The sequence below is a fragment of the Streptomyces sp. IBSNAI002 genome, from assembly GCF_052244475.1.
Taxonomy (GTDB): Bacteria; Actinomycetota; Actinomycetes; order Streptomycetales; family Streptomycetaceae; genus Streptomyces.
On the sequence record NZ_JBQPXG010000002.1, the window covers coordinates 4,777,501 to 4,798,854 of the forward strand.

Below are 21,354 nucleotides of genomic sequence, written 5' to 3' on the forward strand. Positions count from 1 at the left end.
GATTGCAGGCAAATGTTCTGCACGGTCAGCTCATGGGTGGAACGTTGATTAGTTGGCATCTTCGGTCTGATGGTTCTCGAGTACTGCTTCGGCGTGGAAAGAGGAGATGGACGAACGAAGATGCTTGGCACGTTGTTGGGTCCTGAAGGTACGGCCGTATGGTCATGTCTTCAGTGCCGGCCCCAGTGAACTTGTTCTCTTCGGAGTGCAGGGTGATGGGTGGCTGGTCGTTGTTTGAGAACTACACAGTGGACGCGAGCATCTGTGGCCAAGTTTTTAAGGGCGCACGGTGGATGCCTTGGCACCAGGAACCGATGAAGGACGTGAGAGGCCGCGATAGGCCCCGGGGAGCTGCCAACTGAGCTTTGATCCGGGGGTGTCCGAATGGGGAAACCCGGCAGTCGTCATGGGCTGTCACCCACTGCTGAACACATAGGCAGTGTGGAGGGAACGAGGGGAAGTGAAACATCTCAGTACCCTCAGGAAGAGAAAACAACCGTGATTCCGGGAGTAGTGGCGAGCGAAACCGGATGAGGCCAAACCGTATGCGTGTGATACCCGGCAGGGGTTGCGCATGCGGGGTTGTGGGAATTCTTTTGATCGGTCTGCCGGCCGGTCGGCGAGTCAGAAACCGTTGATGTAGTCGAAGGACATGCGAAAGGTCCGGCGTAGAGGGTAAGACCCCCGTAGACGAAACATCAGCGGCTTGCTTAAGAATCTCCCAAGTAGCACGGGGCCCGAGAAATCCCGTGTGAATCTGGCGGGACCACCCGCTAAGCCTAAATATTCCCTGGTGACCGATAGCGGATAGTACCGTGAGGGAATGGTGAAAAGTACCGCGGGAGCGGAGTGAAATAGTACCTGAAACCGTGTGCCTACAAGCCGTGGGAGCGTCGCGTTGCATGCTTGCATGCAACGTCGTGACTGCGTGCCTTTTGAAGAATGAGCCTGCGAGTTAGCGGTGTGTAGCGAGGTTAACCCGTGTGGGGAAGCCGTAGCGAAAGCGAGTCCGAATAGGGCGATTGAGTTGCACGCTCTAGACCCGAAGCGGAGTGATCTAGCCATGGGCAGGTTGAAGCGGAGGTAAGACTTCGTGGAGGACCGAACCCACCAGGGTTGAAAACCTGGGGGATGACCTGTGGTTAGGGGTGAAAGGCCAATCAAACTCCGTGATAGCTGGTTCTCCCCGAAATGCATTTAGGTGCAGCGTCGTGTGTTTCTTGCCGGAGGTAGAGCACTGGATAGGCGATGGGCCCTACCGGGTTACTGACCTTAGCCAAACTCCGAATGCCGGTAAGTGAGAGCACGGCAGTGAGACTGTGGGGGATAAGCTCCATGGTCGAGAGGGAAACAGCCCAGAGCATCGACTAAGGCCCCTAAGCGTACGCTAAGTGGGAAAGGATGTGGAGTCGCAGAGACAACCAGGAGGTTGGCTTAGAAGCAGCCACCCTTGAAAGAGTGCGTAATAGCTCACTGGTCAAGTGATTCCGCGCCGACAATGTAGCGGGGCTCAAGCGTACCGCCGAAGTCGTGTCATTGCAGCAATAGGGCCAACGCCTGCTGTGATGGGTAGGGGAGCGTCGTGTGCCGGGTGAAGCAGCAGCGGAAGCTAGTTGTGGACGGTTCACGAGTGAGAATGCAGGCATGAGTAGCGATACACACGTGAGAAACGTGTGCGCCGATTGACTAAGGGTTCCTGGGTCAAGCTGATCTGCCCAGGGTAAGTCGGGACCTAAGGCGAGGCCGACAGGCGTAGTCGATGGACAACCGGTTGATATTCCGGTACCCGCTTTGAAACGCCCAATATCGAATCAGGCGATGCTAAGTCCGTGAAGCCGTTCCGGACCCTTCGGGGAAAGGAAAGTGGTGGAGCCGACGAACCAGACTTGTAGTAGGTAAGCGATGGGGTGACGCAGGAAGGTAGTCCAGCCCGGGCGGTGGTTGTCCCGGGGTAAGGGTGTAGGCCGAGGGGTAGGCAAATCCGTCCCTCATATAAGGCTGAGACCTGATGCCGAGCCGATTGTGGTGAAGTGGATGATCCTATGCTGTCGAGAAAAGCCTCTAGCGAGTTTCATGGCGGCCCGTACCCTAAACCGACTCAGGTGGTCAGGTAGAGAATACCGAGGCGTTCGGGTGAACTATGGTTAAGGAACTCGGCAAAATGCCCCCGTAACTTCGGGAGAAGGGGGGCCATCACTGGTGATCGGACTTGCTCCGTGAGCTGGGGGTGGCCGCAGAGACCAGCGAGAAGCGACTGTTTACTAAAAACACAGGTCCGTGCGAAGCCGTAAGGCGATGTATACGGACTGACGCCTGCCCGGTGCTGGAACGTTAAGGGGACCGGTTAGTGCGCTTTCGGGCGTGCGAAGCTGAGAACTTAAGCGCCAGTAAACGGCGGTGGTAACTATAACCATCCTAAGGTAGCGAAATTCCTTGTCGGGTAAGTTCCGACCTGCACGAATGGCGTAACGACTTCTCGACTGTCTCAACCATAGGCCCGGTGAAATTGCACTACGAGTAAAGATGCTCGTTTCGCGCAGCAGGACGGAAAGACCCCGGGACCTTTACTACAGTTTGATATTGGTGTTCGGTTCGGCTTGTGTAGGATAGGTGGGAGACTTTGAAGCAGCCACGCCAGTGGTTGTGGAGTCGCCGTTGAAATACCACTCTGGTCGTGCTGGATGTCTAACCTCGGTCCGTGATCCGGATCAGGGACAGTGTCTGATGGGTAGTTTAACTGGGGCGGTTGCCTCCCAAAGGGTAACGGAGGCGCCCAAAGGTTCCCTCAGCCTGGTTGGCAATCAGGTGTTGAGTGTAAGTGCACAAGGGAGCTTGACTGTGAGACCGACGGGTCGAGCAGGGACGAAAGTCGGGACTAGTGATCCGGCGGTGGCTTGTGGAAGCGCCGTCGCTCAACGGATAAAAGGTACCCCGGGGATAACAGGCTGATCTTCCCCAAGAGTCCATATCGACGGGATGGTTTGGCACCTCGATGTCGGCTCGTCGCATCCTGGGGCTGGAGTCGGTCCCAAGGGTTGGGCTGTTCGCCCATTAAAGCGGTACGCGAGCTGGGTTTAGAACGTCGTGAGACAGTTCGGTCCCTATCCGCTGTGCGCGTAGGAATATTGAGAAGGGCTGTCCCTAGTACGAGAGGACCGGGACGGACGAACCTCTGGTGTGCCAGTTGTCCTGCCAAGGGCATGGCTGGTTGGCTACGTTCGGGAGGGATAACCGCTGAAAGCATCTAAGCGGGAAGCCTGCTTCAAGATGAGTATTCCCACCTCCTTGAGAGGGTAAGGCTCCCAGTAGACGACTGGGTTGATAGGCCAGATGTGGAAGCCCGGTAACGGGTGAAGCTGACTGGTACTAATAGGCCGAGGGCTTGTCCTCAGTTGCTCGCGTCCACTGTGTTAGTTCTGAAATAACGAACAGCTGTGTTCATGCCAGCGTTCAAATTTCATAGTGTTTCGGTGGTCATAGCGTTAGGGAAACGCCCGGTTACATTCCGAACCCGGAAGCTAAGCCTTTCAGCGCCGATGGTACTGCAGGGGGGACCCTGTGGGAGAGTAGGACGCCGCCGAACAATCATTGCGGAAGCCCCGCACCAGGTATCTGGTGCGGGGCTTTTCTGCGTTTACGGCCGGATGGGGGCGGGGTTAGTGTCGGTCCATGAATCAGTACGTGATACGGCCGGTGCGGGGCGATGAGTGGGACAAGGTCAAGGAGCTGCGGATCGCCGCGTTGAAGGATCCCGCGGCTCCCGTGGCGTTCCTGGAGACCGTGGCGGAGGCCGAGGGCCGGCCCGACGAGTTCTGGCAGGCGCGTGCCGAGGGGGCTTCGCACGGGCGGTCGGCGCGGCAGTTCATCGCCGAGGGGCCCGGTGGGGAGTGGGTCGGGTCGGTGACGGTGCTCGTGGAGGAGAGCGGGTCCGCCGATATCTTCGACCAGGTCATCGAGCGGGACCAGGGGCATCTGGTCGGGGTGTTCGTACGGCCGGAGCAGCGGGGGACCGGGCTCACTGAGGGGCTCTTCCGGGCCGCGCTGGACTGGTGCTGGTCGTTGGAGCAGCCGGCGCTGGAGTGCGTACGACTCTTCGTGCACGAGGACAACGCGCGGGCCGAGGCGTTCTACCGGCGGTTCGGGTTCGAGGCGACGGGCACGGTCGCGTACGTGTCGGCCGATCCGTCCGCGAAGGACCTCGAGTACGTGTTCCCGAGGCCTGTGACCGGCTAGGCCAGGTCGGCTTCCGGCCAGCGGGAGCGGGCCTGTTCGCGGCTGCGGCACAGGGCGAGGAGCGGCAGCGTCTCGTCCGTCAGGAGGTCCGGGAGCTGGGGGATCGGGGCGACCGCCGCGATGTCGTCCAGGACGAGCGTGAGTGGTGGGTCGAGCCGACCGTGGGATGACCGTGCGGCCATGCGGCGGCCGTGCTCGACCACGTCAGCGGCGAGTGCGGTGAGCAACGGCATCGCACCCGGGTGGGTGCGGGGGTCTTCCAGGGACTCACCCACCATGTAGAGGGTGCCCCCCTCGGTCACGAACGAAGCCAGTGTGAGCGAATCCGTTCGGTTCGGATTGCAGGCCTCGCGGATGTGGATCGAGGTCAGACACGAGAGGGCACGGGCCGTCAGGTGCTGGGCCAGCTCGCGGCGTTCGGGGTGGGCGGTGAGGGCGCTCTCCAGTTCACCGGCCGCGCCGGCGGCTGCCTGGGGGTGGGTGCGCAGGATGCGGACCGGGTCCTGGGCGCTGTTGCCCTGGGTCCAGCGGTGGAGCTGTTTGAAGGGGCGGTCGTCGAGGGCGGCGGCCTGGAGCCAGCTGCGGAGCAGGGTCTCGGCGGTGTCGGCGACCGCGGCGTCCATCCGGGCCTGGGGGCGTACGGGGGCCAGCAGGGCGATGGCGCGGGCGGCGGAGGTCTCGCGGTCGGCGCAGCCCTCGGCCGGGTTCCAGTGCATGCGGGCCGGGGTGTCGCACAGGTGCGAGGGGTCGTAGAGGAGGACCGGGCCCAGTTTGGCGCGGGCGTCCTTGGTCTCGGCCCAGAGGGCGGGGGAGGAGGTCACGACCAGGGCCGCGCCTTCGGCGGTGGCGATGCTCTGCGCTGCCAGCCGGTGGCGTTCGGCGGGGCCGGCGTAGGCCAGGCGGGGCTGGGGCGTGGCGAGGGCGTGGGGTGCGGCGAGGGCGGGCGGTGCCGGGGCGTAGCCGAAGCCGTAGCGGTAGGCCTCGTCCGTGGGGGCAGGGGCAGGGGCAGGGGCGGGGGTGACGGGTGGGGCCGGGGGCGTAGTGACCTGGGCCGGTGCCGGTGCCGGTGCCGGTGCGGGGGTCGGGGTGGGGATGTAGGGCTGGGGCTTGTGCGTGGTCGCCTGGGCCGGATCGGGGGCCGGGGCCGCGGGCGGGGGTTCGTACGGTGCGGAGGACTGGGCGGCTGCCTGTCTGGCCAGGGCGCGGCGGGATTTGGTGCGGGCGATCACGCCGATGGCGAAGACGGTGAGCACGAACAGCACCAGGAGCTGGCTGAGGAACAGGCCCCAGAACAGGCCCCAGCCGGAGAGGGCCGCCGGGTCGGTGTCGGGCCAGGCGCCCGGGAGGTCGTGCGGTTGCGCTATCAGGGCGCGTACGGCCTCCGGGGTGCGGGTGAACGTGACGGTGTCGGGCCAGGCGCCCTTGGCGAAGAACGCGGCGAGGCCGGTCGCCGACCAGACCAGGAGCGCGAGGCCGAGCAGGAAGGCCAGGAGTCCGACCAGCAGGCCGTCCGGGACGCCCCCTGCGCGGGCGGGGGGCTCCGTGCGTCTCGTGTCGTGCATGGTCAGGCCACCGTGGTCGCGGAACCCGGGCCGCCGTTGCCGCGGCGGCGTTCGATGGACAGGGCGCGTTCCTCCGCCTCGAGTTCGGCGGCGAGGAGTTCGTCGGGGAGCTGGGAGGGGACCGAGGACTCGGTCATGGCGCGGTCGGTGTAGACGAGGGGGCGTTCGGCCTCGGTGATCAGGTGTTTGACCACTTGGACGTTGCCGTTGACGTCCCAGACGGCGATACCGGGGGTGAGGGTCGGGATGATCTCCACCGCCCAGCGGGGCAGGCCGAGGACGAGGCCGGTGGCGCGTGCTTCGTCGGCCTTCTGGGCGTAGATGGTGCGGGTCGAGGCCATCTTGAGGATGGCCGCGGCTTCGCGTGCGGCTGCTCCGTCGACGACGTCGGAGAGGTGGTGGACGACGGCGACGAAGGACAGGCCGAGGCGGCGGCCGAACTTCAGGAGGCGCTGGAACAGCTGCGCCACGAAGGGGCTGTTGATGATGTGCCAGGCCTCTTCGACGAGGAAGATGCGCTTCTTCCGGTCGGGCCGGATCCAGGTGTGCTCCAGCCAGACGCCGACGATCGCCATGAGGATCGGCATCGCGATGGAGTTGCGGTCGATGTGGGAGAGGTCGAAGACGATCAGTGGCGCGTCGAGGTCGATGCCGACGGTGGTCGGGCCGTCGAACATGCCGCGCAGGTCGCCGTCGACGAGGCGGTCGAGGACGAGGGCCACGTCCAGGCCCCAGGCCCGTACGTCGTCTATGTCGACGTTCATCGCGAGGGCGGATTCGGCTTCGGGGTGGCGCAGTTGTTCCACGATGTCGGTGAGGACGGGCTGGCGGTCCCGGATGGCGTCGACGACGTAGGCGTGCGCGACCTTGAGGGCGAAGCCGGCGCGTTCGTCGAGGCCGTGGCCCATGGCGACTTCGATGATGGTGCGGAGCAGCGCGAGCTGGCCGGTCGTGGTGATCGCCGGGTCGAGGGGGTTGAGGCGGATCCCGGAGTCGTTGGCTGCGATGGGGTCCAGGCGGATGGGGGTTATCCCCAGCTGCTGGGCGATGAGGTTCCATTCGCCGACGCCGTCTTCGCCCTGGGCGTCGAGGACGACGACCTGGCGGTCCTTGAAGCGGAGCTGGCGCAGGACGTACGTCTTCTCCAGGGCGGACTTGCCGTTTCCGGATTCGCCGAGGACCAGCCAGTGGGGGGCCGGGAGCTGCTGGCCGTACAGCTGGAAGGGGTCGTAGATGTAGCCCTTGCCGCTGTAGACCTCGCGGCCGATGATGACGCCGGAGTCGCCGAGTCCGGGGGCGGCGGTGGGCAGGTAGACGGCTTGCGCCTGCCCGGTGGAGGTGCGTACGGGCAGGCGCGTGGTTTCGACTTTGCCGAAGAGGAAGCTGGTGAAGGCGTCCGTCAGCGCTGTCATGGGATCTCGCATGGGCGGCACTTCCCTCCAGCTAGCGTCGGATGCCGGTGGCGAACGGCAAGGTGTTGACGAAGGCGCGGTGGTGCTCGCGGTCGCACCATTCGAGCTTCAGGTAGGACTTGCCGGCGGAGGCGCGGATGGTGCGCTTGTCGCGGGCGAGGGCCTCCGGTGAACGCGAGGACACCGTGATGTACCCGACGAGGTTGACTCCGGCAGCGCCGCTGGCGAGATCTTCACCCCTCTGGTCGAGCCGGCCGTGGGCGGCGATGTCGCGGGGGTCGACGGTGCGGTTCATCTTTGCGGCGCGGGAGGCGTCGGCCTCGTCGTTGGTCTTCTCGGTGAGCATCCGCTCGATGGCCACCTCGGTGGGCTCCAGGTCCATGGTGACGGCGACGGTGCGGATGACGTCGGGGGTGTGGACGAGGAGGGGGGCGAGGAAGTTGACGCCGACGGGGGTCATGGGCCATTCCTTCACCCAGGCGGTGGCGTGGCACCACGGGGCGCGGGTGGAGGATTCGCGGGTCTTGGCCTGGAGGTAGGTGGGTTCCACCGCGTCGAGTTCGGCGGGCCAGGCGTTGCGCTTGGTCATGGCCTGGATGTGGTCGATGGGGTGGTCCGGGTCGTACATGGAGTGCACGAGGGAGGCGAGGCGGCCCTGGCCCAGCGGCTGGCGGACGCGGATGTCGGCTTCGGCGAGGCGGGCGCAGATGTCGGTGAGCTCGCGGGCCATGACGATGGCGAGGCCGGCGTCGCGGTTGAGCTTGCGGCCCTTCTGGGGGGTGGCGGCGCGGGCGATGGTGTGGGCCTCGGCGGCGAGTTCGCGGGTGTAGTGCATGCAGGCGACGAGGTAGGCGCGGTGCTGCTCGGAGGAGGTCGACACCATGGACTGGAGCTGGTCGTAGGACTCGCGCAGCCAGCCGGGGGCCTGGGTGTCGCCGCGCTGGGCGACGTCCTTGGCGTGGGCGTCGGGGTCGGCGGGCAGGGTGCGGGCGAGCATTTGGAGGCGGGTGACGAAGCCGTCGCCGTTGGCCACGTGCTTGAGGAGGGTGCCGAAGCGGTCGACGAGGGCTTCTTGGTCCTCGCTGTCGCGCAGGCCGACGCCGGGGCCCTCGATCTCGATGGCGGCGGTGACCGTTCTGCGGTCGGCGTGGAGGAGTACGGCGATCTCGTCGGGGCCGAAGGGGGCGGCGAGCCAGCTGATGCGGCCGATGCCGGGGGGCGGGCCGACCTCGACCTCGCGCCCGTCGGCGCCGCGTACGCCGGCTTCCATGGCGCCCGAGCGGTAGGTCGTACCGCGGCGCAGGGTGCGCTTGTAGCTGCGGCTGATCTCGAACCAGCGGTAGAAGGTGCGGCCCTTGTACGGGACGTACACGGCGGCGAGCGCGAGCATGGGGAAGCCGGCGAGGCTGACGATGCGCAGGGTGAGGTCGGGGACGAGCAGTCCGCTCATCATGCCGAAGAACGCCCCGGCGATGATCAGGGCGATCTCGCCGGTCTCGCGGTTCTTGCCGACGATCGCGTTCGGCCGGGCCCGGCCGATGAGATACGTGCGGCGGGGCGCGACCGGGTGCATCTGGTGGGACTGGGTCGTCAACGCCCGTCACCTCCTGTGTTCCTCGTGCTCGAGCTCGTGCGGGGTGCGGGTGTGGCGGAGGGGACAGATCCGCCGCCGGCTCCGCCGCCGGAGGTGGGGCGGCTGCTGTGGGCGGCCACGCCTCCGGAGAGGGGGTTGGCGGGGCGGGGCGTGCCGCCGCCGTCGCCTCCGCGGTGGGCGCCGCGGCTGCTGTGGGTCTTGATGCCCTGGGAGACGAGGGAGGCCGGGGAGCTGATGACGGCGGCTGCCTGGGCGCCGTCGGTGGCTTTGCTGCGGTTGGAGCGGGCGGAGGCGATCTCGTCGCCGAAGCCGGGGACGAAGCGGTAGATCATCGCGGAGGCGAAGATCGCCAGGAGGATGATCGCGAGGCCGGTGACGACGGCGGAGAAGGCGTCGGGGCCCTCTTCGCCGGCGAGGGCTCCGGCGAGGCCGAGGACGATGACGATGACCGGCTTCACGAGGATGACGGCGATCATGATGCCCGCCCAGCGGCGGACGTGGCCCCAGAGGTTCCGGTCGACCAGGCCCGCGTAGACGACGACGCCGAGGAGGGCGCCGACGTAGAGGAGGGCGGCCCGGATGAACAGCTCGAGGAAGAGGATGCCGGCGGCGAGGACGGTGACGAGCGAGACCACGATCAGCATGATCGGGCCGCCGCCGATGTCGTCGCCCTTCTTGAGGGCTTCGGAGAAGGAGCCGAAGAAGACGTCGGTCTGGCTGCCGGAGGCGGAGGCGATGACCTCGGTGACGCCGTCGGTGGCGGAGACGACGGTGTAGAGGATCAGGGGGGTGAAGGCGGAGGCGAGGACGGTGAGCCAGAGGAAGCCGATCGCCTCGGAGAGGGCGGTGGTGAGGGGGACGCCGCGGACGGCCCGCTTGGCCACGGCGAAGAGCCACAGGACGAGGGTCAGGATGGTGGAGGCGGCGAAGACGACGGCGTACTGCTTGAGGAAGGTGCCGTTGGTGAAGTCGACGTTGGCCGAGCCGTTGACGGCTGCGCTGAGCTTGCCGACGATCCAGGCGGCGGCGTCGGCGCAGCCCTTGGCCAGGGAGGCCAGGGGGTTCAGGGCGTCGGCGGGGTCGCTCGGCGCTAGGCCTGGCGCGCCTCCGGTTGTGGCGCCTTCGCCGCGTTCGCAGTACTGCTTGGCGGGGCCGATGAGAAGGTCGCACGGGTCGTTGCTCGCCTGCGGCGACGGAGGGGCCGATGGCGTGGGCGTGGGAGCAGCGTAGGCGCGGGACGCCAGTGCGACGACGGCCAGGTGCGCGGCGGCTGCGAGGCCTGCCGTGCGCCGGAGGTTACCGGGCATAGGTGAACCCTCCGAAGTCCTTGATGGCCTTGCTGATGTCGTCGGACGTGGAGGCCCGTAGGTCGCCGGGCACCGGAGCGGGGCCGTCCGTCTGGTCGTCGGAGACGGCCTTCCAGTCGTTGCCGGTCCAGGCCAGCGAGAACGTCCACGTCTTCCACACGGTCCGCACGGGGTCGGTGGACTGGGGCCCGGACATACCGATGAGGCCCATGTACCAGACGGACACCTTGGCAGCGGTCGGGCTGTAGTTCTCGACCTTGGTGCCGACGGGGATGGTCCGGGAGACGAAGATGCTGCCCTGCGGGGCGTTGCCGTTGGCGTCCAGCCCCATCTGGCTCAGGAACGCCGCCGAGTAGGCCTGGTCCAGTGGGCCCTTCAACTGTTGGCCGGCCTCGGACGTGTAGATCCCGTCCACGATGGCGTTCCGGCTGTTCTTCTTGAACATTCCGTCGGAGCCGAGGACCACGGCGTAGTTGGCCGCGGCCGACTGGGCGCCCTGTTCGTCGTGGGCGAAGCCCTTGGGGAGGGTGCCGTTCTTGCCCGTGACCGGGGTTGTGCCTGTTGGGGCTGTGGAGGTGGTGGACGGGGCGTTGTCCGTTTGGGGGGAGGTGGGGGTGTCCGGGCCCTGGTTCGCGAACGCGATGGCCGCGATCAGGAGGACCACCACGCCGACCACCGTGATGAGGCTGCGGGAGGTGCGCGGGGCGCGGCGGGTGGGGCCGTACGGGTCGGCGGGGGAGTCCGGGAGGCGGGTGCGGGTCTGGCCCGTGCCGCCGTACTGGTCCTCGCTGCTCATTCCGTTTCGGCCCCCTCCGCGTCGTACGACGGTAGTGCTGGTTACCGCGTGGGTGCGGTGTGATGAGTCCTCATCAGGTCCTGCGGTACGGCGCTACGGCCGGGGTGGCCCGGCTAGACGGCCATTCCGTAGACGATGGTGAAGAGGGTGCCCAGCGAGCCGATGATGAAGACGCCCGTGAGGCCGGCCACGATCAGGCCCTTGCCCTGTTCCGCGCTGAACGTGTCGCGCAGGGCGGTGGCGCCGATGCGCTGTTTGGCCGCGCCCCAGATGGCGATGCCGAGGCAGAGGAGGATCGCTACGGCCATGACCACCTCGATCATGACCTTCGCTTCGTTGCCGAGACTGCCGAACGGCCCCCAGTTCGGGGCGATTCCGCCGATGATGGTGGTGATGTCGCCCTTTTCGGCTGCCAGGATCATGTAACTCACCGCCCCTGTATGGGTAGTTCCGGAAGCCCGTGCCCGACGGCAGGGGTCACGCACTATCTTCGCTGATGAAACCGCCGCCGTCGTCGACTTGACGGCTCTCTTTACCCGATCTCCCGGCCTGCGTCCCGCCCCTGTGCTCTGACCTGCGCAGGTGCGGTGTGTATGCGAAAGAACGTATGGTCACTCTGTGTATCACGGGGGGTGACGCCGGGCAATGATTGTCGTCTCGGCGTACGGGGGGTGGGGTGAGTGGCCGCCGTTCGGCGCAGTGGTCGGTGTGTCCTCGGGGGATATCGGCCGGATTTGTCCGATGGTCCGTCAGGCCCAGTGCGCCGGGTGGGTCAGGTGCGGGGGGATGCGGGTGGCGGGGGTGCCCCGGGCCGCGTTGAGTTGGGGCTGGGTGAGGAAGAGGGCCTGGCGCAGGTCCGCCCCGCGGAGGTCGGCGTCGCGGAAGTCGGCGCCGATGAGGTCGGCCGTGCGCAGGTCGGCGCCGATGAGGTCGGCGGCGATCAGGTAGGAGCCGCGGAGGTTCGCGCCGCGCAGGTCCGCGCCGGAGAGGCGGGCGCCCATCAGGTCGGCTCCGCGGTGGTTCTTCTTGCGGCCCGGCACCTCGGCCCGGGCGAGCTCGCTGGTCTTCAGGAGCAGGGTGTTGATCTTCTGGCGGAGGGCGCCGACGTCCAGGGCGGCGAGGGCGGCCGCGTCCGCGCGCGTCCACTGCTCGGTCTCCGCGAGCGCGTGGCGCAGCCGGGGGTGGAGCGGGGCGGCGGCCGGGAGGGTGAGGGCTTCGGCCACGTAGAAGAGCAGCTCGTGCAGCTGCCGCATCACCGGGAGGGCGTCGAACATCTCGGCCCGGGTCTCGGGGTGGGTGCGCCAGTCGCGGCCGCCGAAGGTGACCTGGGAGACCTGCTGGCCGGCCCCGAAGCAGTCGAAGACGGTGCAGCCCTGGAAGCCGGAGTCGCGCAGCCGGGTGTGGATCCCGCAGCGGAAGTCCTCCCGGAGGTTCTTGCAGGGGGTTCCGGCCGGTTTGTTCATCGCGAAGTCGCTGGACTTGGCGAAGGGCAGGGCGACGCAGCAGAGCGCGAAGCAGCTCGAGCAGTCCGCCTGCAGGACGGGGAGGGCCGGGACGGCCGGGAGGGCCGGGACGGCCGGGGGGCGGGGGCGACGCGTGGACACGTCGTCCATTGTCACCGGTCGGGGGCGGTGAGCCGCATTCCGGGGCGGGCGGGCCGAGGGCGTTTCTCACGTGCGAGGAGAGCGGACGGGCTTGATCCCGGGGCGGGTGGGCGGTGAGCATCGGCCCATGACAGAAGTGATCGCAGTCGCCGTCATCACGATGCTCGCCGTGATCAGTCCGGGCGCGGACTTCGCCATGGTCGTCCGCAACAGCTATCTGTACGGGCGGCCCACCGGGCTGTTCGCCGCCGCCGGGGTGGCGGCCGGGGTCCTGGTCCACGTCTCCTACACGATGCTCGGGGTCGGTCTGCTGATCGCCTCCTCCACCACCCTCTTCACCGTGATCAAGCTGGCCGGCGCGGCCTATCTGGTGTGGATCGGGATACGTACCTTCCGGGCGCGGGCCGAGGTGACCGTGGACCTGGAGTCGAAGCCGCAGCTGACCCGGCTCGGGGCGATGCGGTCGGGGTTCCTGACCAATGTGCTCAACCCGAAGACGACGCTGTTCGTGGTGTCGACCTTCACGCAGGTGGTCAACCCGGGCACTCCGGTGTGGCAGCAGGCCGGGTACGGGCTGTTCATGTCGGCCGCGCACCTGGGCTGGTTCGGGGCGGTGGCGCTGTTCTTCTCCAACTCCCGGCTGCGGGACCGGATGCTGAAGGCGCAGAAGGCGCTGAACCGGGCGATCGGGTCGGTGCTGGTGGGGCTGGGGCTGGGTCTCGGCTTCGCCCGCTGAGTGGGCCCGGTGGTGGGGCTGGTGGTGGGGGTTACCTGTGGGTAGCGTGAGTGGCATGGGTGCTGCGGAGGGGTTCTTCGAGCGGATCGACGCCGGCCGTTTCCTGGCCACGGAGTACACGCGCGGGCCGTGGGACCCGGGCGCGCAGCACGCCGGCCCGCCGGCCGCGCTGCTCGGGCGGGCCGTGGAGGAGCGGCCGGACGCGCGCGCCGACATGCGGATCGCCCGGATCACGTACGAGATCCTGCGGCCGGTGCCGATCGGCGCGCTGGAGGTCACGACCGGCGTGCTGCGGGCGGGCCGCGGCACCGAGGTGGTCGAGGCCTCCCTCACCCCCGCGGGCGGGGCCGCGCCGGTGATGGTGGCGCGGGCGCTGCGGATCCGGGTGGCCGAGGACGTGGTGCCGGCCGTGGTGCCGGGGCCGCAGCTGCCGCCGCCGGGGGAGGCCGGGGCGGTGCCGTTCTTCCCGGTGCCGTGGGAGACCGGCTACCACACGGCCATGGAAGCCCGTTTCACCGAGGGCGCCTTCGTGGAGCTCGGTCCGGGCACCTGCTGGATGCGGATGAGGGTGCCGCTCGTCGCCGGGGAGGAGGTCCGTCCGCTGGACCGGGTGCTCGTCGCCGCCGATTCCGGCAACGGCATCAGCTCCGTGCTGGACTACGGCCGGTTCGTCTTCGTCAACGGTGACCTGACGGTCCATCTGCACCGCCATCCGGTCGGCGAGTGGGCCTGCGTGGAGTCCCGTACGAGTGTGGACGCGGGCGGCATCGGGCTCGTCGACGCGCGGCTCCACGACGAGAAGGGCCCCATCGGGCGCAGCGCGCAGAGTCTGTTCGTCGCTCCCCGGTAGGGCGTGCCCCCGGCCGCCGTCCGTGCGGACTGGACGGTGGGCTCCGGTCGCGTCGAGGATGAGGCGGTGACGTGCGCCCGCATCGCCTGTTCGGGTTTCCGAGTGGGCCGGCAGGGCATGCGACACGGCCGAATCACACGTTGAAGTGACCGGGATGGGGGAGGGTTGACGGGTGCGCAGATTCTGGATGGCCGGTGGGATCGGGATCGGGCTGTGTCTGACCTTCGTGGCGCTGCTCGTCGTGGGGACGTACTCGGCCGCCGCGGGCCTGGTCGGGGCCGCCGGAGCGGGCGGCCGTGCCGTGGGGCTCGTGAAGGGGGCGGTGCCCGCCAAGTACCAGGCCCTGGTGGAGAAGTGGGGCAACCTGTGCCCGGCCATAACCCCGGCGCTGCTCGCCGCCCAGCTGTACTCGGAGAGCGGCTGGAACCCCAGCGCGGTCAGTCCCGCGGACGCGCGCGGCATCGCGCAGTTCATCCCGGGCACGTGGGCGGGCCACGGCATCGACGGTGACGGCGACGGGGACCGGGACATCTGGGACCCGAGCGACGCGATCCCGTCGGCGGCCTCGTACGACTGCCAGCTGGCCAAGGACGTGGCGGGCGTGCCGGGTGACGCGACGTCGAACATGCTGGCCGCGTACAACGCGGGGGCCTATGCGGTCATCAAGTACGGGGGCGTGCCGCCGTACAAGGAGACCCAGGGGTACGTGAAGACGATCACGACGCTCGCGAAGAGCTTCGCCCGGCCCGTCGGGCGGGTCGCGCCCTCGCAACAGGCCGCGGGCGCCATCTACTTCGCGCAGAAGCAGCTGGGGACGCCGTACCTGTGGGGCGGCAACGGAACGCCTGACCAGGACGGGCGCTTCGACTGCTCGGGGCTGACCAAGGCGGCGTACGAGACGGTCGGGATCCAGCTGCCGCGCGTGGCGAACGACCAGTACAACGCCGGTCCGCATCCCTCGCGTGCCGAACTGCTCCCCGGCGACCTGGTGTTCTTCTCCGATGATCTGACGAACTCTCGGGAGATCCGGCACGTCGGGTTGTACGTCGGCGGCGGCTACATGATCAACGCACCCTTCACCGGCGCCGTGATCCGCTTCGACAAGATCGACACGCCTGACTACTTCGGTGCGACGCGCGTGACGAAGGACGGTGCGGAGGCCCTTCCGGAGCGAGTTGGGGCCAACCGGGCGCCCTAGCCACGCTCCGTTAAGCCAAGGCCCTGAGCTGCGGCGATGAGTCTCTCTTCGATAACGTTGGAGTGATCATTCGGTGGAGAGTGGAACGTAGTTGCCAGAACGGGCGTTCCATGGACACGGGGGTTGATCAATCGGGGGGCGAAGGGGCGTACACCGTCGTGCGCCCGCAGGGGAACCACGGCAAGGGCAAGGGGCCGCATCACCATGGCTGGACTCACGACCGGTGGGCCGAACGTGGATGTCAGCCTGCTGTACGAGATCAACGGACTGGCCCTGCGCGCGCCGGACTGGGTGGACCGGTCGGTCGGCCTGGTCGGCGCGTACGGGATTCCGCTGGCGCTCGTGCTGCTGGTCCTGTGGTGCTGGCGCGGCGCCCGACGGCAGGACGAGAGCACGGCCGTCGAGTCCTTCGCGGCGCTGGTGTGGGCCCCGCTCGCGGCCGGGCTGGCGCTCCTCGTGAACGCGCCGCTGCGTGAATTCGTGGGACGGCCGCGGCCGTTCCGGCAGCACGAGGGGATCCAGGTGCTCGACTCGGGCGCCGGGACGCGCTTCGGGGCCGAACTGTCGGGCTCCGACTTCTCCTTCGTCAGCGGCCACGCCACCCTCGCGATGGCCCTGGGCGTGGGCCTGTTCGTCGCCAACCGCAGGCTCGGGCTCATCGGGATCGCCCTGGCCGTCGTCGAGGGCGTCTGCCGGGTGTACGCGGGCGTCCACTACCCCACCGACGTGATCGGCGGGTTCGCGCTCGGCACCGCGGTCGTCCTGGTGCTCGCGCCGCTCGCGATGGCGCTGCTGACCCCGGTGGTGCGGGCGGTGGCCGGCTCCCCGCGCCTGGGCCGTCTGGTCCGGGCCAAGGGCCGGGTGCTGCCCCTGCCGGTCGGCCTGGCGCAGGCGCAGCCCACCCCGCCGGCCGGGCAGCGCCCGCACGAGAGCGACCTCGCCGCGTAGCGTCGCGCGCGGGGACGGCCGCGATCGGGCCGGATCGGGTCAGTTCGGGCCGGGCGGGATCGGGCCTGACCGGGCCGGGAGACGGCTAGGACGAGTTCCACACCGAGAGCAGCAGGGCCACCACGAGGCACAGGCCTGCCGCGCCGAAGAGCAGGCGGACCGCCGTCGGGCGGGGCCGCGGGGTCACCGGTCGCCGCCGTCGGGGTCGGTCTCGGTGTCGCGGCGGTAGCGGGAGCGCAGCCACAGGCCGGTGGCCACGGCGGCGGCGCCGGTGAGCCCGATGGCCAGGGCCACGTCGGCCGGGCCGTCCGCCGAGCCGACCGGCCGGGCCCAGGCCGCGGCGGCCGGGGTCAGCGAGAGGAGCAGGGCCCAGAGAAGGGCCGCGAGGCGGGCTGCGGGTCCTGGCATGACTCAAGGGCATCCGTTCCGGCCTGCCCCGGCCAGCCGGGCCGTCCGAACGGGCTACCTGCCCCGGCAGCCTGGACTGCCCCGGCAGCCTGGACTGCCTGGACCGCCTGGACCGCCTGGACCGCCTGGACCGCCTGGGCCGGCTGAGCCCGCTCCGGGCCCATGGGTACCCGCTACCCCGCCATGTGCCGGGTGGCGTCCTTGCGGGCCAGGTCGCGGGAGCGGCGGGCCGGGCCCTTCCAGCCGCAGGTGCACACGGCCAGGCAGAACGATCCTCGGTCGGCGGTGGAAGTGGTGTGCCCGGTGGTGGGCGGCTGTGGCCGGTGCGGCACGGCGGCGGGAAGCGGAAGGGCCAGAGGCGCTTTCATGTGCGGATCCACGCCTCCACGGTACCTGGACCGGAAGCGGGTGCGGAGGGCCCTGGGCCGTGACGGGAAACCCTTGACCTCGTTAACCGGAGCGGGTGGGGGCCTCGGGCAAACAGCGGTCATGCGTTGGGGGTTGGCAGGCGATGGTGGTGCACCAGCACAAGCGGCGGCGCGAGCGTGCGGGTGAGGCCGTGCTCGCCGTCGGCGTCACCCTGGCGGTCACGGCGATGAGCGGGTGCGCGGGAGCCGGCGACGACGACCGGCCCCCCGCGGACGCGGCGGCGGTGATCCGCGGGGCGGCCGACGCGCTGACGAAGACGGGCAGTGCCCGGGCCCGTACGGCCATGGAGATGGCCACCGGCGGGACCAGGGTCACGATCCGCGGCGAGGGCGGGGTCGACTTCAAGAACCGGATGGGCCAGCTGCTGGTGATGCTCCCGGCCGACGTGAAGGGCAAGGCCGAGCACCGGCCCATCACGGAGCTGCTGGTTCCCGGCGCTCTCTACATGAAGAACCGGGGCGCGGGCGTCCCCGACGACAAGTGGGTCCGGGTCGACACCACGGCCCTCGCCGACGGGAACCTCGTCACGGGCGGGGCCACCGATCCGCTGGTCGCGGCCGAACTGCTGCGCGGCGTGCAGGAGGTGACGTACGTGGGGGAGACCGAGGTGGCGGGCACGAAGGTGCGGCACTACCGGGGGACCACCGACATCGGGCGGGCCGCGGGGAGTGCGTCGGCGGAGGTGAAAGGGGCGCTCGAGGCGGCGGCGAAAGGGTTCAGCAAGGACACCGTGCCGTTCGACGCGTACCTGGACGAGCAGGGACGGCTGCGGAAGGTCCGCCACCGTTTCACGTACGTCAACAATGGCGTGATCGATGTCTCGTCGACCACGCTGCTGTACGGATTCGGGACACCGGTGACCGTCGTATTGCCCGCAAGCGGGGACATTTACGCCGGGAAGATCGCCGAGTAGCGGTGCGGTCGGGCCATGGCCGGTATCCGGAAATGGTCCATCCGTGTCATGCGCCGCGGGCGGTGTCCTCCCTAGGCTGAGAAGTCGAGCGCCGACGACCGAAGACGGCAGATTGAGGTGACACGCGTGACTCCCGCAGGCGGTACGACCGTGCAGGATCATGTGGCGCTCGCCGAGATCGAGCTCTGCGGTGAGTTGATCATCGCGGCCTCGGCGGCCGCGGAGGAGCGGCTCAGTCAGGACCGGATCGACGAGGTGCTGATGGGGATCTGGTCGGGCTGACCGCCCGCGGTCAGGTGCGCAGGAGGCGGGCGATGGCCTTGGTGGCCTCTTCCACCTTCGCGTCGATCTCTCCGCCGCCCTTGACGGCCGCGTCGGCGACGCAGTGGCGCAGGTGCTCTTCCAGGAGCTGGAGGGCGAAGGACTGGAGTGCCTTCGTGCTCGCCGAGACCTGGGTGAGTATGTCGATGCAGTAGACGTCCTCGTCGACGAGCCGCTGGAGCCCGCGGATCTGGCCCTCGATCCGGCGCAGCCGCTTGAGGTGCTCGTCCTTCTGGTGGTGGTAGCCGTGGACGGCGCCGCCGTCGTGGGAACCTTCCGCCTCGATGGTCGTCATGCGTCCTCCCGTGGTCCGGAACGAGGGGTGCATACCCCTCATGGGTATAGGGTACTGGGCCCTGGCCGCGGGGTCAGGGGTCCGTGGTCCTCACTCTGCCTGATGGAGGACACTGGGGAACCGCCGGTTAGCCGTGGCCGGGGGATGCGCCTAGCATCAGCCTGACCGAATCCAATGCACCCCGAGGACCTCACGTGCGATTTCGTCTGACCCCCAGGGAGACGAGCTTCTACGACATGTTCGCCGCATCCGCGGACAACATCGTCACGGGCTCCAAGCTCCTGATGGAACTGCTCGGAGCGGACTCTTCCGCCCGGGTCGAGATCGCGGAGCGGATGCGGGCTGCGGAGCACGCGGGAGACGACGCGACCCACGCGATCTTCCACCAGCTGAACTCCTCCTTCATCACGCCGTTCGACCGCGAGGACATCTACAACCTGGCCTCGTCGCTCGACGACATCATGGACTTCATGGAGGAGGCGGTCGACCTGGTCGTCCTCTACAACGTGGAGGAGCTGCCCAAGGGCGTCGAGCAGCAGATCGAGGTACTGGCGCGGGCGGCCGAGCTGACCGCCGAGGCCATGCCGCACCTGCGGACGATGGACAACCTGACCGAGTACTGGATCGAGGTCAACCGCCTCGAGAACCAGGCCGACCAGATCCACCGCAAGCTGCTCGCCCAGCTCTTCAACGGCAAGTACGACGCCATCGAGGTGCTGAAGCTCAAGCAGATCGTCGACGTGCTCGAAGAGGCGGCCGACGCGTTCGAGCACGTTGCGAACACGGTGGAGACCATCGCGGTCAAGGAGTCCTGAACCTCGTGGACACCTTCGCACTGGTCGTGACCATCGGTGTCGCGCTCGGCTTTACATATACGAACGGTTTTCACGACTCGGCGAACGCGATCGCGACGTCCGTCTCGACGCGTGCGCTGACCCCGCGCGCGGCGCTGGCGATGGCCGCGGTGATGAACCTCGCCGGTGCCTTCCTGGGCAGCGGGGTCGCCAAGACGGTCAGCAAGGGCCTGATCGAGACGCCCCACGGCAACCGGGGCATGTGGATCCTCTTCGCGGCGCTGGTCGGCGCGATCGTCTGGAACCTGATCACCTGGTACTTCGGCCTGCCCTCGTCCTCCTCGCACGCGCTGTTCGGCGGCATGGTGGGCGCGGCGCTGGCCGGTGGCATCGGCGTGCTGTGGGACGGGGTGGTCGACAAGGTCGTCATCCCGATGTTCGTCTCGCCGGTCGTCGGCCTCGTGGCCGGCTACCTGGTGATGGTCGTCATCCTGTGGATGTTCCGCCGGGCCAACCCGCACAAGGCCAAGCGCGGTTTCCGTATCGCGCAGACGGTCTCGGCGGCGGCCATGGCGCTGGGCCACGGTCTGCAGGACGCGCAGAAGACGATGGGAATCGTCGTGCTCGCGCTGGTCATCGCCGACGTGCAGGCGGCCGACGACGCGATCCCGCTGTGGGTCAAGATCGCCTGCGCCGTGATGCTGTCGCTGGGTACGTACGCGGGCGGCTGGCGCATCATGCGCACGCTGGGCCGCAAGATCATCGAGCTGGACCCGCCGCAGGGCTTCGCGGCCGAGACCACCGGTGCCTCGATCATGTTCGGCTCGGCGTTCCTCTTCCACGCGCCGATCTCCACCACCCACGTGATCACCTCGGCGATCATGGGTGTGGGTGCGACGAAGCGGGTGAACGCGGTCCGCTGGGGCGTCGCCAAGAACATCATCCTCGGCTGGTTCATCACCATGCCGGCCGCGGCCCTGGTGGCCGCGATCAGCTTCTGGCTCGTGAACCTGGCCTTCGTGAACTGACCGGCGTACGGATGTGAAAGCGGGCCGGCTCCCCCCACCCAGGGGGAGCCGGCCCTTTTCTTTCTTTCGCCTTGCGGTGGCACCGCCATGCAGCACCGCAGGACGTCTGTGGGCACGCGGCTCAGCCGCGTGGTGTCCGGTCGGTCTAGCCGAAGCGGCCGGAGATGTAGTCCTCGGTCGCCTGGACGGACGGGTTGGAGAAGATCCGGTCCGTGTCGTCGATCTCGATGAGCTTGCCGGGCTGGCCGACCGCGGAGAGGTTGAAGAAGGCGGTGCGGTCCGAGACGCGGGCCGCCTGCTGCATGTTGTGCGTCACGATGACGATCGTGAAGCGCTCCTTGAGCTCGCCGATCAGGTCCTCGATGGCGAGGGTGGAGATCGGGTCCAGGGCCGAGCAGGGCTCGTCCATCAGCAGGACCTGCGGCTCGACCGCGATGGCGCGGGCGATGCACAGACGCTGCTGCTGGCCGCCGGAGAGACCGGAGCCGGGCTTGTTCAGGCGGTCCTTGACCTCGTTCCAGAGGTTGGCGCCCTGGAGGGACTTCTCCACGATGTCCGAGAGCTCGGACTTCTTGAAGGAGCCGTTCAGGCGCAGGCCCGCCGCCACGTTGTCGAAGATCGACATGGTGGGGAAGGGGTTCGGACGCTGGAAGACCATGCCGACGGTCCGGCGGACCGCGACCGGGTCCACGCCGGCGCCGTACAGGTTCTCGTCGTCCAGCAGCACCTTGCCCTCGACGCGGCCACCGGGGGTGACCTCGTGCATGCGGTTCAGGGTGCGCAGGAAGGTGGACTTGCCGCAGCCGGACGGGCCGATGAAGGCCGTCACGGAGCGGGGCTCCACGGTCATCGAGATGTCATCGATGGCCTTGTGGGTGCCGTAGAAGGCGGACAGTCCGCTGACGTCGATTCGCTTCGCCATGAGG

20 protein-coding genes and 2 rRNA genes are annotated in these 21,354 nt (G+C 68.3%); 11 read left to right on the forward strand and 11 right to left on the reverse strand.

From position 1 onward, the window contains the following. The first annotated feature begins 266 nt into the window (after positions 1-266). The 3 genes from ACTVZO_RS23155 (at position 267) to ACTVZO_RS23165 (ending at position 4,233) form a co-directional block, all read left to right on the forward strand. A 23S ribosomal RNA gene (locus ACTVZO_RS23155) occupies positions 267-3,390 on the forward strand. A 76-nt stretch (positions 3,391-3,466) separates the two neighbouring features. Next, positions 3,467-3,583, forward strand: a 5S ribosomal RNA gene (gene rrf / locus ACTVZO_RS23160). An 86-nt stretch (positions 3,584-3,669) separates the two neighbouring features. Beyond that, positions 3,670-4,233, forward strand: coding sequence for a GNAT family N-acetyltransferase (locus ACTVZO_RS23165; RefSeq protein WP_443300207.1), 564 nt, complete (start codon positions 3,670-3,672; stop codon positions 4,231-4,233). On the opposite strand, the gene ACTVZO_RS23170 is transcribed toward ACTVZO_RS23165, so the two are convergent. The 7 genes from ACTVZO_RS23170 to ACTVZO_RS23200 form a co-directional block, all read right to left on the reverse strand. After that, positions 4,230-5,795, reverse strand: coding sequence for a type VI secretion protein (locus ACTVZO_RS23170; protein ID WP_443300208.1), 1,566 nt, complete (start codon positions 5,793-5,795; stop codon positions 4,230-4,232). The genes ACTVZO_RS23165 and ACTVZO_RS23170 overlap by 4 nt on opposite strands. A gap of 2 nt (positions 5,796-5,797) precedes the next feature. Then, positions 5,798-7,219 (reverse strand): ATP-binding protein, encoded by a 1,422-nt coding sequence (locus ACTVZO_RS23175; RefSeq protein ID WP_443300209.1) that lies wholly within the window; start codon positions 7,217-7,219, stop codon positions 5,798-5,800. 19 nt (positions 7,220-7,238) lie between these two features. Next, positions 7,239-8,801, reverse strand: coding sequence for an SCO6880 family protein (locus tag ACTVZO_RS23180; protein ID WP_443300210.1), 1,563 nt, complete (start codon positions 8,799-8,801; stop codon positions 7,239-7,241). After that, positions 8,798-10,108, reverse strand: coding sequence for a hypothetical protein (locus ACTVZO_RS23185; RefSeq protein WP_443300211.1), 1,311 nt, complete (start codon positions 10,106-10,108; stop codon positions 8,798-8,800). Before ACTVZO_RS23185 ends, ACTVZO_RS23180 begins: the two co-directional genes overlap by 4 nt. Further along, a complete protein-coding gene (locus ACTVZO_RS23190) occupies positions 10,098-10,904 on the reverse strand; it encodes a hypothetical protein (protein ID WP_443300212.1) in 807 nt (268 codons plus the stop codon). Before ACTVZO_RS23190 ends, ACTVZO_RS23185 begins: the two co-directional genes overlap by 11 nt. Before the next feature lie 113 nt (positions 10,905-11,017). Further along, positions 11,018-11,326: a hypothetical protein gene (locus tag ACTVZO_RS23195; protein WP_008742356.1), complete on the reverse strand. Its 309-nt coding sequence runs from the start codon at positions 11,324-11,326 to the stop codon at positions 11,018-11,020. Positions 11,327-11,653: 327 nt separating this feature from the next. Next, complete coding sequence (locus ACTVZO_RS23200) at positions 11,654-12,517, reverse strand: pentapeptide repeat-containing protein (RefSeq protein ID WP_443300213.1); 864 nt, start codon at positions 12,515-12,517, stop codon at positions 11,654-11,656. Positions 12,518-12,635: 118 nt separating this feature from the next. On the opposite strand from ACTVZO_RS23200, the gene ACTVZO_RS23205 reads away from it, so the two are divergent. From ACTVZO_RS23205 to ACTVZO_RS23220, 4 genes are all read left to right on the forward strand, one after another. Next, positions 12,636-13,244 (forward strand): LysE family translocator, encoded by a 609-nt coding sequence (locus tag ACTVZO_RS23205; RefSeq protein WP_443300214.1) that lies wholly within the window; start codon positions 12,636-12,638, stop codon positions 13,242-13,244. 55 nt (positions 13,245-13,299) lie between these two features. Beyond that, positions 13,300-14,094, forward strand: a complete 795-nt coding sequence (locus ACTVZO_RS23210) for a thioesterase family protein (protein WP_443300215.1) — start codon at positions 13,300-13,302, stop codon at positions 14,092-14,094. A gap of 187 nt (positions 14,095-14,281) precedes the next feature. After that, a complete protein-coding gene (locus ACTVZO_RS23215) occupies positions 14,282-15,292 on the forward strand; it encodes a C40 family peptidase (RefSeq protein ID WP_443303248.1) in 1,011 nt (336 codons plus the stop codon). Positions 15,293-15,496: 204 nt separating this feature from the next. Continuing rightward, positions 15,497-16,240 (forward strand): phosphatase PAP2 family protein, encoded by a 744-nt coding sequence (locus ACTVZO_RS23220; RefSeq protein ID WP_443300216.1) that lies wholly within the window; start codon positions 15,497-15,499, stop codon positions 16,238-16,240. 183 nt (positions 16,241-16,423) lie between these two features. Here ACTVZO_RS23220 and ACTVZO_RS23225 read toward each other — a convergent pair whose 3' ends face one another. Further along, positions 16,424-16,648 (reverse strand): hypothetical protein, encoded by a 225-nt coding sequence (locus ACTVZO_RS23225; RefSeq protein WP_443300217.1) that lies wholly within the window; start codon positions 16,646-16,648, stop codon positions 16,424-16,426. 173 nt (positions 16,649-16,821) lie between these two features. Further along, positions 16,822-17,016, reverse strand: a complete 195-nt coding sequence (locus ACTVZO_RS23230) for a hypothetical protein (RefSeq protein ID WP_443300218.1) — start codon at positions 17,014-17,016, stop codon at positions 16,822-16,824. Between the two features lie 143 nt (positions 17,017-17,159). On the opposite strand from ACTVZO_RS23230, the gene ACTVZO_RS23235 reads away from it, so the two are divergent. Further along, a complete protein-coding gene (locus ACTVZO_RS23235) occupies positions 17,160-17,990 on the forward strand; it encodes a hypothetical protein (protein WP_443300219.1) in 831 nt (276 codons plus the stop codon). A gap of 126 nt (positions 17,991-18,116) precedes the next feature. Further along, complete coding sequence (locus ACTVZO_RS23240; protein WP_199808149.1) at positions 18,117-18,272, forward strand: hypothetical protein; 156 nt, start codon at positions 18,117-18,119, stop codon at positions 18,270-18,272. 10 nt (positions 18,273-18,282) lie between these two features. On the opposite strand, the gene ACTVZO_RS23245 is transcribed toward ACTVZO_RS23240, so the two are convergent. Further along, positions 18,283-18,606, reverse strand: a complete 324-nt coding sequence (locus ACTVZO_RS23245) for a metal-sensitive transcriptional regulator (protein ID WP_384218457.1) — start codon at positions 18,604-18,606, stop codon at positions 18,283-18,285. A gap of 194 nt (positions 18,607-18,800) precedes the next feature. Here ACTVZO_RS23245 and ACTVZO_RS23250 point away from each other — a divergent pair, with 194 nt between their 5' ends. Next, on the forward strand, positions 18,801-19,421 hold the full coding sequence (locus tag ACTVZO_RS23250; RefSeq protein WP_033225924.1) for a DUF47 domain-containing protein: 621 nt from the start codon (positions 18,801-18,803) through the stop codon (positions 19,419-19,421). Between the two features lie 5 nt (positions 19,422-19,426). Then, on the forward strand, positions 19,427-20,428 hold the full coding sequence (locus ACTVZO_RS23255) for an inorganic phosphate transporter (RefSeq protein WP_443300220.1): 1,002 nt from the start codon (positions 19,427-19,429) through the stop codon (positions 20,426-20,428). 145 nt (positions 20,429-20,573) lie between these two features. Here ACTVZO_RS23255 and pstB read toward each other — a convergent pair whose 3' ends face one another. Beyond that, positions 20,574-21,350, reverse strand: a complete 777-nt coding sequence (gene pstB, locus ACTVZO_RS23260) for a phosphate ABC transporter ATP-binding protein PstB (protein ID WP_384218461.1) — start codon at positions 21,348-21,350, stop codon at positions 20,574-20,576. Positions 21,351-21,354: the final 4 nt, after the last annotated feature.

What these genes read in the sequence shown, in the direction of transcription:
- ACTVZO_RS23175 (WP_443300209.1), bottom strand. Translation starts at nt 7,219, where the DNA reads ATGCGAGATCCCATGACAGCGCTGACGGACGCCTTCACCAGCTTCCTC.
- ACTVZO_RS23200 (WP_443300213.1), bottom strand. Translation starts at nt 12,517, where the DNA reads ATGGACGACGTGTCCACGCGTCGCCCCCGCCCCCCGGCCGTCCCGGCC.
- ACTVZO_RS23195 (WP_008742356.1), bottom strand. Translation starts at nt 11,326, where the DNA reads ATGATCCTGGCAGCCGAAAAGGGCGACATCACCACCATCATCGGCGGA.
- ACTVZO_RS23190 (WP_443300212.1), bottom strand. Translation starts at nt 10,904, where the DNA reads ATGAGCAGCGAGGACCAGTACGGCGGCACGGGCCAGACCCGCACCCGC.
- ACTVZO_RS23170 (WP_443300208.1), bottom strand. Translation starts at nt 5,795, where the DNA reads ATGCACGACACGAGACGCACGGAGCCCCCCGCCCGCGCAGGGGGCGTC.
- ACTVZO_RS23205 (WP_443300214.1), top strand. Translation starts at nt 12,636, where the DNA reads ATGACAGAAGTGATCGCAGTCGCCGTCATCACGATGCTCGCCGTGATC.
- pstB (WP_384218461.1), bottom strand. Translation starts at nt 21,350, where the DNA reads ATGGCGAAGCGAATCGACGTCAGCGGACTGTCCGCCTTCTACGGCACC.
- ACTVZO_RS23220 (WP_443300216.1), top strand. Translation starts at nt 15,497, where the DNA reads ATGGCTGGACTCACGACCGGTGGGCCGAACGTGGATGTCAGCCTGCTG.
- ACTVZO_RS23165 (WP_443300207.1), top strand. Translation starts at nt 3,670, where the DNA reads ATGAATCAGTACGTGATACGGCCGGTGCGGGGCGATGAGTGGGACAAG.
- ACTVZO_RS23225 (WP_443300217.1), bottom strand. Translation starts at nt 16,648, where the DNA reads ATGCCAGGACCCGCAGCCCGCCTCGCGGCCCTTCTCTGGGCCCTGCTC.
- ACTVZO_RS23185 (WP_443300211.1), bottom strand. Translation starts at nt 10,108, where the DNA reads ATGCCCGGTAACCTCCGGCGCACGGCAGGCCTCGCAGCCGCCGCGCAC.
- ACTVZO_RS23235 (WP_443300219.1), top strand. Translation starts at nt 17,160, where the DNA reads ATGGTGGTGCACCAGCACAAGCGGCGGCGCGAGCGTGCGGGTGAGGCC.
- ACTVZO_RS23215 (WP_443303248.1), top strand. Translation starts at nt 14,282, where the DNA reads ATGGCCGGTGGGATCGGGATCGGGCTGTGTCTGACCTTCGTGGCGCTG.
- ACTVZO_RS23245 (WP_384218457.1), bottom strand. Translation starts at nt 18,606, where the DNA reads ATGACGACCATCGAGGCGGAAGGTTCCCACGACGGCGGCGCCGTCCAC.
- ACTVZO_RS23230 (WP_443300218.1), bottom strand. Translation starts at nt 17,016, where the DNA reads ATGAAAGCGCCTCTGGCCCTTCCGCTTCCCGCCGCCGTGCCGCACCGG.
- ACTVZO_RS23210 (WP_443300215.1), top strand. Translation starts at nt 13,300, where the DNA reads ATGGGTGCTGCGGAGGGGTTCTTCGAGCGGATCGACGCCGGCCGTTTC.